The sequence below is a fragment of the Sphingomonas sp. KR3-1 genome, assembly GCF_040049295.1.
Lineage (GTDB): Bacteria > Pseudomonadota > Alphaproteobacteria > Sphingomonadales > Sphingomonadaceae > Sphingomonas.
The window spans coordinates 2438588-2451767 of the sequence record NZ_JBDZDQ010000001.1; the positions used below are offsets into that span (position 1 = coordinate 2438588).

Genomic DNA, 13180 nt, shown 5'->3' on the forward strand with positions numbered 1-13180 from the left:
ATAGCGAAAAGGCCGGGCATCACACCCGGCCTTTTCCATGTTCAGCGGCTGCGATTGCCGCCCTGGCCACCCTGGCGGCCGCCGCCACCCGGGCTGCCCTGGCGCTGGCCACCGCCGCTGCCGGTCGGCCGCGGCTGCCACTTGCGCTTGGGGCGGGCATAGTTGCGGGGCTGGTCGCCCTGCGGCTGCGCATCGAAGCGGCGCGGACGCGGCTCGCCGGCGGCGGCACCGGCAGCTTCCGGACGCGGCGCCTGCCCGTCGCGGCGCGGCTGGTCGCTGCGCGGACGCCCCTCATTGGCATCACGCTGGCCACCCGGGCGGCCAGTGCGCTGCGGCTGGCCGGGACGGCGGCCGTCGCGCTGCATCGAGCGGCCGTTGCGGCCATTCTGCTCGTCGCGGGTCTCCGGCACGTTGACGCGGCTGGTCTTGATCTTGGCGGCCGCGGCGAGGAAGCCCTCGGGCAGCGGCACCACGGTGAGCTTCTGGCGGATCAGCCGCTCGATGTCGCGCAGGTACGGACGCTCGTCCTCGGCGCACAGGCTGATCGCGATGCCGGTCGCGCCGGCGCGTGCGGTGCGGCCGATGCGGTGGACATACTGGTCCGCCACGTTGGGCAGCTCGAAGTTGAAGACGTGGCTGACGCCCGACACGTCGATGCCGCGCGCGGCGATGTCGGTCGCGACGAGGATCTTCACCTTGCCGGCGCGGAACTCGCCGAGCGCGCGCTCGCGCTGCGGCTGGCTCTTGTTGCCGTGGATCGCGTTGGACGCGATGCCGTTGCCCGCGAGCAGGCGGACGATGCGGTCGGCGCCGTGCTTGGTGCGGCTGAACACCAGCGCGCGGTCGATCTCGGTATTGCCCAGCATCATCGTCAGCAGCGACTGCTTCTCGGCCTGCTGGACGAAGGTGACGCTCTGCTCGACGCGCTCCGCGGTCGTCGCCTCGGGCGTGACCTTCACTTCCACCGGCTCCTTGATGAACTGGCCGGCCAGCTCGCGGATCGTCTTCGGCATCGTCGCCGAGAAGAACAGCGACTGGCGCTTCGAGGGCAGCTCGCGGACGATGCGCTTGAGCGCGTGGATGAAGCCCAGGTCCATCATCTGGTCGGCCTCGTCGAGGACGAGGATCTCGATCCCGAGCAGGATCGCGTAGCACTGGTCGATCAGGTCGACGAGGCGGCCCGGCGTGGCGACGACGATGTCGACGCCCTTGGCGAGGTCGGTCTTGTTCTTGTGGATCGAGGTGCCGCCGAACACGGTGGCGACGCTCAGGCGGGTGCCCTTGCTGTAGTGGCGCGCCTGGTCGGCGATCTGGCTGGCCAGCTCGCGGGTCGGGGCGAGCACGAGCATGCGGCAGCCGCGCGGCTGGGCGCGCTTGCCCGAGGCGACCAGCCGGTCGATCGAGGGAAGCATGAACGCGGCGGTCTTGCCGGTGCCGGTCTGGGCGATGCCGAGCAGGTCGCGCCCTTCGAGCAGCGGCGGGATCGCCTTGGCCTGGATCGGGGTAGCCTCGCTATAGCCCTTGGCGGCAAGCGCGGCGAGAACGGTCTCCGAGAGACCGAGTTCGTTGAATTGCATTGAATGTCCTGTACGTACGGCCGGCGCACTCCGGACAGAATCCAGGCGCGAAGGCGGGGTCAAAAATGACGACCCGCGTGACTAGGGAAGCCGGGAAAACAAAGAGGCGGAGCCTGGGCCCTTGGGGATAAACCCGCATGCCCGATCACGCTGCATTACGCCTCGATGGCGGGCATATGGCAGTCAGGCTGCCGTAAGTCAAGGAATCAGCCGCTGCAGCCCGCGGGGCCCCTGACCCCCGCCAGTGATTCACCGTGCAGGATACGTCGATAGACCCGGTCCATCGCGGCACCCGCGCGGTCGAAGGCCCGCTGGACTTCGGCGTCCGTTTCGCCATGCGGCCTGGCCATCTCGACATTCCACGCAGCTTCCATCGCGCGACGCTCCTCCGCCGCGCACAGCAGTTGCCCGGCATGATCGCGATCGATTTCGACCATCTTGTCTTCGCCGAAATTGTCGAAGACATGCGAGACTGGCATGCACATCGTCGCGGCGTCGCTCTTCGCATAGGCCGCGGTCTCGCGATCATACTCGGCCCAGCATTCATCGCTCTTCCCGCCACGACGCGCACATTTGCAGGAAGAATCGGCGAGCTTCTGCCATCCCCTGATCTGCGCGGCAGTGGGCTTTGCGGCGATCTTGCCGGGACGATACGCCTCGCCCAGGTCACGTTTGACCAAGGGCGAGGGGCGTGGTGCCTCGTAAGTGAGGACGGTCCATGCAGGTAGCGCGATCGCGGCAATGGCGAGGGGCACGAGAGCGGCCAGGAGCAGGGATCGTTTCATGCCCATACCCTAACTCGCCGCTGCCGTCAGGCAAGGTCGTGCAGCGCGGGTTTTCCCCGATCGGCCGTTCCCGGCTGACGTGCGATACGCCACGTGTCGGGCCATGCGGCCAGTTCTGTTTCGTGCATGAAATTAATGCCAGCAGACTCATCCGCAAAGCACTCGTTAACGCATCCCCCGCTAGGCTCAGGGCGCCTTTACAGGAGCCCCAAATTGCTCGTCGCCAAGCTTGAGATTCTCGGAGATATCGACCGCCGCGGCGCGATCCGTTTCGATGCGGATTCGCCTTCGACGCTGCGCACGCCGGATGGCGGGCCGATCGACGTCCAGGTCGAGGATTTCTCGCGCACGGGGTTCCGCTTCGCCTCGGAGCTCGACCTGCCGGTGGGCACGCTCGTCTCGCTCGGCCTGGCCGGCGCGGGATCGCGTGCCGCCAAGGTGGTGCGCCGCAACGGCAAGACCTATGGCTGCGCCTTCATGAAGGCGCTGACCGAGGAAGAGATCGCGCATGCGTTTCGCGGGCAGGAGCATGTGCTCGCCGATCTCTCCGCCGCGCTCGCCGCGCGCTTCGGCACCAAGGCGCCGGCCCGGCCGGCGATCCCGCCGCTCCGCCGCCTGATCAGGCGCCCGGTGCGCGAGGACTGAACGCCCGCTCCTGATAGTCGAACCAGTCGAAGTCCGCGTGCAGCCCTGCGCCGGACAGGTCCTGGCATGCCATGCCGATGAACGCCCCGGTGAAGTTGGGCAGGCCCGGCGCGCTGGCCTCATCGGACAGGATCGAGGCGTCGAACTGCTCGGCCAGCCATTGCCAATCGCCGCCGGGCACCCGCCAGGCGAAGCGCAGCCGCTCGTAATCGACCTCGGCGCGCAGCTCGATCGGTCCCTCGGGGATCGCGATCGGCGCAGTGAAGCTGTCGGCCTGGGGCGAATCGGGCAGCGCCGACATCACCCGGACATGGCGGCCGGTTTCCTCGTCATGGCTGATATGGAGGTAGTGGAACTTGGACGCGTTGTAATAGGCGACCAATCCCGCCGCCTGCTGGAAATGCTGCGGGGCGAAGTCCAGCGCACAGCTTGCCGAGTAGCAGAACGCCTGTTGCCGCCGCGCGACCAGCGCCTGGGTGAACAGGCTGCCGATCGTCTCGCGGCCATGGAGCCGCAGATGGCCGGGGCGGGCGGCCAGGCTGAAGATGGCGTCCGGCTCGGGGGTGCGCAGCCATTGGAAGTCGATCGGGAGATCGGCGTCGTCGAAATCGTCGCGAATGTGGACCGGTGCACGACCCTCCGGCCCGGGCAGGTCGAGCATCGGCATGCCGGGCTCGCCGGTCGTATACAGCCAGCCATCCTCGCCCCAGCGCATCGGCTGGATCGCGGTCTCGCGCCCCAGCACGCAGCGCCCACGTCCCGGTAGCGGGCGGCCGCAGAGATAGACCAGCCAGGGCTCGCCCGCCGGCGTCTCGACCAGGTCGGCATGGCCGGCGCGCGCAAGCGGCGCGTCGGGGCGGGTGCGGCTGCTCAGGATATAGATGTCGGGGTGCAGCTCGTATGGCCCCGTCAGTTCGCGCGAGCGCGCCATCGTCACCGCGTGGTTCCAGCCGGTGCCGCCTTCCGCCGCGAGCAGATGATACCACCCGTCGCGCTTGTAGAGGTGCGGCGCCTCGGTCAGCCCCAGCGCGGTGCCGGGGAAGATGTTGACCCGCTCGCCGATCAGCCGCCGCTCGGCCGGCGAATATTCCTGGAGCACGATACCCGCGAAGCGGTTGCGGCCCGGGCGGTGGTCCCACAGCATGTTGAGCAGGTATTTGCGCCCGTCCTCGTCGTGGAACAGCGAGGGATCGAAGCCGCTGCTGTTCAGGTGGATCGGGTCCGACCAGGCGCCATCGATCGTGTCGCAGGTGACGAGGTAGTTGTGGAAATCGCGCAGGCTCGCGCCCGATGCGCCGCCGGTGGTGGTGCGGCCATAGCGTTTCACATCGGTGTAGATCAGGTGGAAGCGTTCGCCGTCATGGCTGAGGCACGGCGCCCATATCCCGCAGCTGTCCGGGTCGCCGCGCATGTCGAGCTGGGCCGCGCGGTTGAGCGGGCGGGCGACCAGCCTCCAGTTCGCCAGGTCGCGGCTGTGGTGGATCTGCACGCCGGGGAACCATTCGAAGGTCGAGGTGGCGATATAATAGTCGTCGCCCACCCGGACGATCGACGGGTCGGGATTGAAGCCGGGCAGGATGGGATTGCGGGTCATGCAGGTTTGCGCACCAGGGTCCAGAGCACGGCCGCGGCGATCAGGTCGAGCAGGCCGAGCGCGATGAAGAAGGGAGTATAGCCGATTGAGGCGACCAGACCTCCGATCAGCAGCGAGAAGATCAGGATCGAGGCATTGGCGCAGGTCCCCGCCAGCCCGGCGACGGTGCCGAGCTCGTCGCTGCGGAACAGGTCGCTCGCCATGGTGATCACGGTGACCGACAGCGTCTGGTGCGCGAAGCCGCCCAGGCAGAGCAGCGCCACCGCCGCCCAGGCGTTCTCGACGAAGCCGACGAACAGCATGCCGGTCATCAGCACCGCGCCGAAGGTGAACACCCAGCGCCGCGCATCGATCAGGTTGACGCCGCGGCGCTGGAGCCAGAGCACCAGGCTCGGCCCGAACAGGCAGCCCAGGTCGGCCGCGACGAAGGGCAGGAAGGCGGAGAGCGCGATCTCGCCCAGGTCGAAATGGCGGACCTTCACCAGGTAGAGCGGCAGCCAGAAGGTGAGCGTGCCCCAGGTCGGGTCCGCCAGGAACCGCGGGATCGCGATGCCCCAGAAATTGCGCTGCCGCAGGATCGAGGCGACCGAGGGCCGCGCGCCTGCGGCCTGGATATGCCCCTCCTGGCCGGCGAGGATATGCGCGCGCTCCTCCTCGCTGATATCGGCATGTGCGGCGGGCGGCTGGTAGAAGCGCAGCCACAGCAGCACCCAGAGCAGCGCGAGCGCGCCGGCGACGAAGAAGGCCGCGCGCCAGTTCCACATCCAGATCGACCAGGCGACCAGGGGCGCGGCAAGCGCCGATCCTGCCGAGGCACCGAGATTGTAGACCCCGCCGGCCAGGCCGCGCTCCTTGGCGGGAAACCATTCCGAGACGACCTTCAGGCCGCCGGTGTGCGAGGTCCCCTCGGCAAAGCCCAGTGCGCCGCGAAACACGAACAGCCACTGCCAGTTGATCGCCAGGCCGTGCGCCATGGTCAGCAGCCCCCAGCCGGTCGCGAAGATCGCCAGGCCGGTGCGCAGCCCGATCGTGTCGAGGATGTACCCGACGATCGGCTGGAGCATCACGCCGCCCTGGAACGCTGCGGTGATCCACGAATATTGATGCTCGTCGATATGGAGATCGGCCATGAAGGTCGGCGCGGCGACGGCGAGGGTGGAGCGCGTGAGATAGTTGACGATCGTGCCCAGCATCACGATCGCGATGATCCACCAGCGCAGGGCGCGCGTGCGTCGCCAGAAGGACATGGCCTCTCCCGGGGGCGTCGGGATGCGCCCGTTAGCGGTAACATTGGCGGGTTTGCGCGGGTGGGGCAAGCACTACCACTACGTCACCCCCGCGAAAGCGGGAGCCCATCTCCTAGACTATCATCCTCAACGCCGGTGGGCTTGTGGCACGGGCACGAGATGGGTGCCCGCTTTCGCGGGGATGACGGCTCGGTTTGACCGCAATCGCCGGGATGTGGCGCGACCGCCATGCGCCTATATCACCCGCATGACGCACCCTCTCTCCCTTCCCGAGGACGCGGCCTGGGCCGCCTTCGAAGCGCGCGACCGTGCCTTTGACGGGCGGCTGATCGTCGCGGTCACCACCACCGGCATCTATTGCAAGCCGACCTGCCCGGCGCGGCGGCCCCGGCGCGAGCATGTCGAGTTCTTCGACGATGCCGAGGGCGCCCGCGCCGCCGGCTACCGTTCGTGCCTGCGCTGCAAGCCCGACGAAGTGGGGCGCGACCGGATCGCCGTGGCGAAGGCCGTCGCGCTGATCGAGGCGGCGGAGGAGAGTGTCTCCCTCGACGAAGTCGCCGCTGCGGTCGGCTATGCGCCGCATCATTTCCACCGGCTGTTCAAGCGCGCCACCGGCGTGACGCCGGCCGCCTATGCGCGCAGCCTCAAGGCGAAGCGCGCGGCAGCGGCGCTCGACGAAGGCAGCGTCACCGAGGCGATCTACGAGGCGGGCTATTCCGCCCCCAGCCGCTTCTACGAGACCGCCAATGCGCGATTGGGGATGAGCCCCAGCGTGTGGAAGCGCGGCGGCGCGGGCGTGACGATCCGCTGGACGCTCGCCGAGACCAGCCTCGGCCCGCTGCTGATCGCGGCGACCGACAAGGGGCTGTGCCGCGTGGCGTTCGACGAGAACGCGCTCGGCCTCGCCGCCCGCTTCCCCGCGGCGGAGATCGTCCAGGGCGGCGCGGCCCTGTCGGCGCTCGCGGCGCGCGTCGTCGCCGAAGTCGAGAGCCCCGGGCGCGACACCGATCTGCCGCTCGACGTGCAGGGCACTGCCTTCCAGGAAGCGGTGTGGCAGGCGCTGCGCGCGATCCCGCCGGGCGAGACGCGCAGCTACGCGCAGCTCGCGGCGGCGGTGGGCAGCCCCGGCGCGGTGCGCGCGGCGGGCACGGCCTGCGGCGCCAACCACGTCCCGGTGATCATCCCCTGCCACCGCGCCCTGCGCAGCGACGGCAGCATGGGTGGCTATGCGTACGGCGTCGATCGCAAGAAGGCGCTGCTCAAGCGCGAGGGAGCCGACCAATGAGCTATGTCATCCAGGGGATCGATCCCGCGCCGTTCCGCCATCTCTACGGCGCGTCGGACGCGGCGCTGGCGGCCGAGCAGGTGGTGCGCTTCACCGTCGAGAAGAAGCCCGATGCGCCGTGCCGGGTCGAGCTGGTCGACGTCGATCCGGGCGAGACCGTGCTGCTGGTCAACTACGCGCACCTCCCCGTCGCCTCGCCCTATCGCAGTGCCCATGCGATCTTCGTGCGCGAAGGCGCCGAGGCGCCGGCGCGCTTCGAGAACCGGGTGCCCGAGCCGCTGGCGATCCGCCTGCTCTCGGTCCGCGCGTTCGACGGTGCGGGGATGATGACCGATGCCGAGGTGGTCGAGGGCGCCGAGCTGGAGCCGCTGATCGCGCGGATGTTCGCCGATCCGGCGGTGGCCTATCTCCACGTCCACAATGCGAAGCGGGGATGCTTCGCGGCGCGGGTGGATCGAGCCTGATTTCTCCCTCTCCCCTCTGGGGAGAGGGCCGGGGAGAGGGGGCAGTGCGGCAGACCATGCGCCCGCCGCTCTTTCTGCCCCTCTCCCGGCTTCGCCTTCGGCTCGCCACCCTCTCCCCGGAGGGGAGAGGGTGTTTACTTCGCCGCCCCCTCCGCCGCGTCGCATTTGTAGACCAGCTTCTCGTTGTACACCGGCGGCAGCGCGGCGCGGATCGATTGCTGCTGGGTCGCCAGCTCGGCGCGCTTGGCCTGGTCGGACGAGCATTCCTTCAGCGGCACGCCCTTCCGCAGCGCCCGCGCCTGCTTCATCTGCTCGGAGGAGAGCAGGTAGCGGGTGTTGGTATAGGTGCCCGTCGCCGGGTCGAAATCGAGCACCGAGACATTGGCTTCCTGGTCGGGCACCAGGATGCGCTGCCAGTGCGTGCCCGCCTCGGCATATTGGGTGCGGCTGTTGATGCAGCCGTCCTGGCCGACATCGAGGTCGACCGTGTCGGTCGCCGAGACGGTGACGCGGCTGCGCTCGGGCACCAGCTTGCACAGCAGCTTGCCCTGGGCGCTCGCCGCCGCTGCCTCGCTCGCCGATGCCTTGGGCACCGCCACGACCGAGGATTCGTCGAAGCCCGGCCGGGTGAGGAACATCACCACCGCGCCCAGCATCACCACGCCGCCGCCCGCCGCGACCCAGGCGCCCTCGCGCTTGCGGTCGCGCGCCAGCAGCAGCCCGCCGCCGCCGACGATCAGCGCGCCGAGCACGAGCAGCAGCGCCGCGCCGGCCATGTAGTTCTCGCGCGCGCTCTGGGCGCGGCTGCGCGCCTGGGCGATCGCGTCCTGCCGCTCGGCCTCGGCCTTGGCGGCGCCGGCGCGGGACTGTTCCTCGGCATCCTGGCGCGCCTTCTCGTCGGCACTGCGCTCCTGCGCGATCTGCTCCTCGACCGAGGTGCACGGCACGCTGATCGTCGCGATCGGCTGCTTCGCCTCGGCCAGGAACGCGGCCAGCTCGCTGCCGGCGATCGCGAAGGCGAAGGTCGAATCGCCTTCGTCATTGTGGGTGATCGCCGAGTTCACGCCGAGCACGCGGCCGCAGCGATCGAGCAGCGGCCCGCCCGAATTGCCCCGCGCGATGCTCGCGGTGTGGACCAGCATGCTGACGCTGCCGAACTTGCGGAATCCCGAGAAGCCGCCCTGCGAGCGCACCGGCGACTGCGGGGTGATGAAATCCGCCGCGGAGCGCGCGGTGGCGACGTCGACATTGCCCGGATAGCCGAGCGCGATCAGCGAATCGCCGTCGCCGATCTTGCCGCCGAACAGCGTGAGCGGCGGCAGCCGCACGCCGCTGAACTCGATCAGCGCCAGGTCGCGCGCGGTATCGATCTTGATGACCTTGCCCTGGTACGACTTGTCGCCTTCGGACGGGACGACGCCGATCGTGACATTGCCCGGATAGCGCGTGGCGAGCTCGACGACATGGGCGTTGGTGACCACCCGGTTCGGGCCCACCGCGAAGCCGCTGCCATGGCTGAAGTCGATCACCTCGTCATCGACCACCACGATCGCGACGATGCGCACCACGCCGCGCGCGGAGGCGGAGATGTCGTCGGCACGGGCCGGTCCCGCCCAGGCAAGGAGCAGCGCCACCACCAGCAACAACCGACGCATCATCGAACCCGAACCCTTTGTTTCTGCCGCCCGCTTTCGGGCAAAAGCCGCGTGGGTTCAAGCGGCCGCTGGCCGCGTGGGTTCAAGCCGCCGCTGGCCGCGCGGTTCAAGCGGCCGCTGTCTCAGTCCTCCGGCTTCTTCTCCACCGCCCTGCCGTTGAGCGTGGCGATCGCGCCGTCGATGTCGCCCGCGTCGATCTTGGCGAGCAGCGCCGTCGCGAGCGTGACCAGCGCGCCGGCATGCGGCTGATAGGCGAGCGGCGCGAGCAGCGTGCGCGCGGTCGCGGGCTCGCGCCTGCGCAGGAACATGGTGGCGGTCAGCATCCGCAGCGACGGGTCCTGCGGCGCATAGCTGAAGGCGCTGTACAGCCCGTCCATCGCATTCTCGCTCGGCTTGAGCCGCTGCGCCCGGTAGCTCTGGTAATAGAGGATCAGCGGCTCGGGGTCCTGCGGGTCGAGCCGGTTGCCGGTGGCGATGGTCGTGCGGATCGCGTCCCAGGTCGCGGCGCTCACGTCCTTGGCCGCCCGGGCGCGGGCCATCTGGCACTTCGCCTTGTAGACATAGCCGTCGATGGCCTTGGGATCGGCCGCGATCGCGCGGTCGGCAGCGGCTTCCGCCCCGGCCAGGTCGCGCGCGGCAAAGGCGGCCTCGGCCAGCACCACCTGCGCGGCGGCATCCTTTGGGTAGGGCGCCGCGGCCTTTTGCGCGGCGGCATAGATTTCGGGCGCGGCCGCCGGGTCGACGCCGGCCTTCGCGCGGATGCGCACGTCCATCGTCGCGGCCTCGCCGGGGGTGAGCGCGCGAATCGCGATGTCGCCGATCGTGATCTGGCTGCCGCCCAGCCGGACGATCCTGAACCGGCCCATCTTGTAGCGTTCCAGCTCGCGGTCGAGCGTCGCCAGGTCGCCGAATATCCTGGCGGCTTCCATCGGCTTCTTGCCGGCGTTGATCGCGGCGACATAGGCGCCGAGCTGGGTGCTGCGCTGGTCTGCGCCGATCATCAGATAATGGGTGAGCAGCCAGCCCCGGCCATAGAGCCCCGCGCGCTCGTTCTCGCTGAGCTTGAGCGTGTCGGCCATCAGCATCTTCTCGACCGGCAGCGCATTGCCCTGCATCAGCCCCGCCCCGCGATAGAGCGGCGGCGCGCCGAAGGTGATCGAGCCGTCCCTGCCGAAGCCGGCGGTGGCGTAGAACTCGGCAAAGCCCTCGATCAGCCAGGTCGGATAGGCCGCGTTGGGCGACATCGAATGCATGATGTGGTGGGCATATTCGTGGAGCAGGATCGATTGGGGATCGAGCGAGAGCGCATCGCCCTGGCCCGCCCGGCGCGGCACCACCGCGAAGGATCCGCCGGCGAGCGGCTTGTAGAAGCCGGCGACGAACTTGTCCTTGGCGAGCCTGGCGACATCGCCGCGATCGTCGACGACATAGACGGTCACTCGGTTGGCGCGGTCGATCGGCGGGTCGGGCAGCTTGAGCAGCGTGCGCACGCCCTTGTCGAACTGCTCGAGTTCGCGGGCGAACGCCTTCAGCGCCTCGGGCTTCTGCTCCGAATAGACGATGAAATGACCGGTGCTCGCCTCATGCCAATCGGCCTGGGCGGCCATCGGCAAGGCAAGCAGAAGCACCGCGAGCAAGCTGCGCAACATGATCGAGAATCCCCCCTCTTTGCAGCGATGCTATCGGTGCACCGAGGGGCCGGATAGGAGGAATGCGACCAAATCAGACGAAACTATAGGGGTCCACGTCCACCGCCACGCGTACCTTCTGGCTCCAGGTGAGGCTGCCCAGCCAGTCGCGCAGCACCTGCTGCACGTCGAAGCTGCGCCGGGCATGGACGAGCAGCCGGTAGCGGTGCCGCCCGCGCAGCATCGCCAGCGGCGCGGGAGCGGGGCCATAGACGTGCATGTCCTCGCCCAGCTGCGGCGCGGTGCGGCCGATCATCCGCGCGGTCTCCTCGGCGGCGGCGCGGTCCTCCGAGCTGACGATGATCGCGGCGAAGCGGCCGAAGGGTGGCGCCTCGGCATCGCGCCGCGCCTCGGTCTCGGCGGCGTAGAAGCTCTCGGCATCGCCCGAGACCAGCGCCTGCATCACCGGCGCGTCGGGCGCATGCGTCTGGATATAGACCGTCCCCGGCTTCTCGCCGCGCCCGGCGCGCCCCGACACCTGCATGATCTGCTGGAAGGTCCGCTCGGATGCGCGCAGGTCGCCGCCGTCCAGTCCGAGGTCCGCATCGATCACGCCGACCAGGGTCAGGTTGGGGAAGTGATAGCCCTTGGTCACCAGCTGGGTGCCGACGACGATGTCGATCGCGCCATGCTCCATCCGCGCGACGAACTCGGCGGCCTTGGCCGGCGACCACAGCGTGTCCGACGTGACGATCGCGGTGCGCGCCTCGGGCCACAGCGCCGCGACTTCGTCGGCGATGCGCTCCACGCCGGGGCCGCAGGCAACCAGCGTGTCCTCGCTCTTGCACTCGGGGCAGATCTCGGGTGCCGGGATCGTATGCCCGCAATGATGGCAGGAGAGGCGCTTGAGCAGCCGGTGCTCGACCATCCACGCCGTACAGTTCGGGCATTGGAAGCGGTGGCCGCAATGCCGGCACAGCGTCAGCGGCGCATAGCCGCGCCGATTGAGGAACAGCAGCGATTGCTCGCCCTTCGCCAGCGTCTCCTCGATCGCCTTGACCAGCGGCGGCGCCAGCCAACGGCCGCGCTCGGGCGGCGCCTGGATCAGGTCGATCGGAATGATCTCGGGCATCTCGGCGGCGCCGTAGCGGCCGGGCAGCTTCAGTTCCTCGTAGCGGCCGAGCTCGACCTGGTGGCGCGTCTCGATCGCCGGGGTGGCGCTGGCGAGGATCACCGGGCATTCCTCGAAATGCCCGCGCATCACCGCCACGTCGCGCGCATGATAATGGACGCCGTCTTCCTGCTTGAAGCTGGTCTCGTGCGCTTCGTCGACCACGATCAGGCCGAGGTTCGGATAGGGCAGGAACAGCGCCGAGCGCGCGCCCACCGTCACCATCGCCTCGCCGCTGGCGATCGCGCGCCAGGCGCGGCGGCGCTGCGAGGTGCGCAGCCCCGAATGCCAGGCGATCGGCTCGCAGCCGAAGCGCTTCTCGAAGCGCTTGAGGAACGGCTCGGTCAGCGCGATCTCGGGGAGCAGCACGATCGTCTGCTTGCCCGCCGCGATCGCCGCGGCGACCGCCTCGAAATAGACCTCGGTCTTGCCTGAACCCGTCACCCCGTCGAGCAGGAAGGGCTGGAAGCGCTCGGCGCCCACCGCCTGGCGCAGGATCGAGGCGGCATCGGCCTGTTCGGGGTTGAGGCGCGGCGGCCCGAAATTGGGGTCGGGCATCGGATAGGGCGTGTCGGTATCGACGATCACCGGCTCGATCGCGCCGACCTTGACCAGCCCGCGGATCACCGCGTCCGAAACGTCGGCGACCAGCGCCAGCTCCTTGACCAGCCCCTGGCGCTCGCCGATCCGCTCGAGCGCCTGGGCGCGCTGCGGGGTGAGGCGCTCGGGCACCGTGCCGGTCGCGCGATATTCGGTGATCGTCGGCGCGCTCTCGAACGCCGCCGAGGTGCGCAGCGCCATCGCCAGCACGGCCGAGGGCGGGCTCAGATAATAGTCCGCCGTCCATTCGACGAGCCGGCGCACCGATGCCGGGATCGGCGGCACGTCGGGCGCGGCGAGGATGTTGCGGAGGCGATTGTCGCCGATCTCCTCGGTCGGCAGCCGCTCGGCCTCCCAGACCACCCCGGCATATTGCCGCGGTCCGATCGGCACGACGACGATCGACCCCGGCGCGACCTGCATGCCGGCGGGCACGCGATAGTCGAGGGGGCCGAGCGCGGGATGCAGGACGAGAATGCGGGCGCGGGACATGCGTTACCGCCGAGACTTATCGCCACCGCGGAGCCAA

The 13180-nt window shown here is 69.4% G+C and carries 10 protein-coding genes; 3 read left to right on the plus strand and 7 right to left on the minus strand.

What is annotated here, in order from left to right; translation table 11 throughout:
• Window positions 1-41: 41 nt before the first annotated feature.
• Together ABLE38_RS12030 and ABLE38_RS12035 are read right to left on the minus strand one after the other, a co-directional pair.
• Entirely contained in the window at window positions 42-1577 is a 1536-nt protein-coding gene (locus tag ABLE38_RS12030) for a DEAD/DEAH box helicase (RefSeq protein WP_348974377.1), read from the minus strand.
• Between the two features lie 206 nt (window positions 1578-1783).
• Window positions 1784-2362 (minus strand): hypothetical protein, encoded by a 579-nt coding sequence (locus tag ABLE38_RS12035; protein ID WP_348974378.1) that lies wholly within the window; start codon window positions 2360-2362, stop codon window positions 1784-1786.
• A 213-nt stretch (window positions 2363-2575) separates the two neighbouring features.
• On the opposite strand from ABLE38_RS12035, the gene ABLE38_RS12040 reads away from it, so the two are divergent.
• Window positions 2576-3007, plus strand: coding sequence for a PilZ domain-containing protein (locus ABLE38_RS12040; protein ID WP_348974379.1), 432 nt, complete (start codon window positions 2576-2578; stop codon window positions 3005-3007).
• On the opposite strand, the gene ABLE38_RS12045 is transcribed toward ABLE38_RS12040, so the two are convergent.
• Both ABLE38_RS12045 and ABLE38_RS12050 read right to left on the minus strand, forming a co-directional pair.
• Window positions 2982-4601, minus strand: a complete 1620-nt coding sequence (locus ABLE38_RS12045) for a glycoside hydrolase family 43 protein (RefSeq protein ID WP_348974380.1) — start codon at window positions 4599-4601, stop codon at window positions 2982-2984. The genes ABLE38_RS12040 and ABLE38_RS12045 overlap by 26 nt on opposite strands.
• Window positions 4598-5848 carry an MFS transporter gene (locus ABLE38_RS12050; RefSeq protein WP_348974381.1) on the minus strand — a complete coding sequence of 417 codons (1251 nt, stop codon included), beginning with the start codon at window positions 5846-5848 and terminating at the stop codon, window positions 4598-4600. Before ABLE38_RS12050 ends, ABLE38_RS12045 begins: the two co-directional genes overlap by 4 nt.
• A gap of 247 nt (window positions 5849-6095) precedes the next feature.
• On the opposite strand from ABLE38_RS12050, the gene ada reads away from it, so the two are divergent.
• Together ada and ABLE38_RS12060 are read left to right on the plus strand one after the other, a co-directional pair.
• Window positions 6096-7133: a bifunctional DNA-binding transcriptional regulator/O6-methylguanine-DNA methyltransferase Ada gene (ada, locus tag ABLE38_RS12055; protein ID WP_348974382.1), complete on the plus strand. Its 1038-nt coding sequence runs from the start codon at window positions 6096-6098 to the stop codon at window positions 7131-7133.
• Entirely contained in the window at window positions 7130-7597 is a 468-nt protein-coding gene (locus ABLE38_RS12060) for a DUF1203 domain-containing protein (protein ID WP_348974383.1), read from the plus strand. The genes ada and ABLE38_RS12060 overlap by 4 nt, the downstream gene beginning before the upstream one ends.
• A 134-nt stretch (window positions 7598-7731) precedes the next feature.
• Here ABLE38_RS12060 and ABLE38_RS12065 read toward each other — a convergent pair whose 3' ends face one another.
• From ABLE38_RS12065 to ABLE38_RS12075, 3 genes are all read right to left on the minus strand, one after another.
• Window positions 7732-9255 (minus strand): trypsin-like peptidase domain-containing protein, encoded by a 1524-nt coding sequence (locus ABLE38_RS12065; protein ID WP_348974384.1) that lies wholly within the window; start codon window positions 9253-9255, stop codon window positions 7732-7734.
• Between the two features lie 119 nt (window positions 9256-9374).
• A complete protein-coding gene (locus ABLE38_RS12070; protein ID WP_348974385.1) occupies window positions 9375-10901 on the minus strand; it encodes a hypothetical protein in 1527 nt (508 codons plus the stop codon).
• 73 nt (window positions 10902-10974) lie between these two features.
• A complete protein-coding gene (locus ABLE38_RS12075; protein WP_348974386.1) occupies window positions 10975-13143 on the minus strand; it encodes a primosomal protein N' in 2169 nt (722 codons plus the stop codon).
• Between the last annotated feature and the right edge of the window lie 37 nt (window positions 13144-13180).

Coding starts and splice junctions, on each gene's coding strand:
- ABLE38_RS12075 (WP_348974386.1), bottom strand. CDS start 13,143: ATGTCCCGCGCCCGCATTCTCGTCCTGCATCCCGCGCTCGGCCCCCTC.
- ABLE38_RS12045 (WP_348974380.1), bottom strand. CDS start 4,601: ATGACCCGCAATCCCATCCTGCCCGGCTTCAATCCCGACCCGTCGATC.
- ABLE38_RS12030 (WP_348974377.1), bottom strand. CDS start 1,577: ATGCAATTCAACGAACTCGGTCTCTCGGAGACCGTTCTCGCCGCGCTT.
- ABLE38_RS12050 (WP_348974381.1), bottom strand. CDS start 5,848: ATGTCCTTCTGGCGACGCACGCGCGCCCTGCGCTGGTGGATCATCGCG.
- ABLE38_RS12035 (WP_348974378.1), bottom strand. CDS start 2,362: ATGAAACGATCCCTGCTCCTGGCCGCTCTCGTGCCCCTCGCCATTGCC.
- ABLE38_RS12060 (WP_348974383.1), top strand. CDS start 7,130: ATGAGCTATGTCATCCAGGGGATCGATCCCGCGCCGTTCCGCCATCTC.
- ABLE38_RS12065 (WP_348974384.1), bottom strand. CDS start 9,255: ATGATGCGTCGGTTGTTGCTGGTGGTGGCGCTGCTCCTTGCCTGGGCG.
- ABLE38_RS12070 (WP_348974385.1), bottom strand. CDS start 10,901: ATGTTGCGCAGCTTGCTCGCGGTGCTTCTGCTTGCCTTGCCGATGGCC.
- ada (WP_348974382.1), top strand. CDS start 6,096: ATGACGCACCCTCTCTCCCTTCCCGAGGACGCGGCCTGGGCCGCCTTC.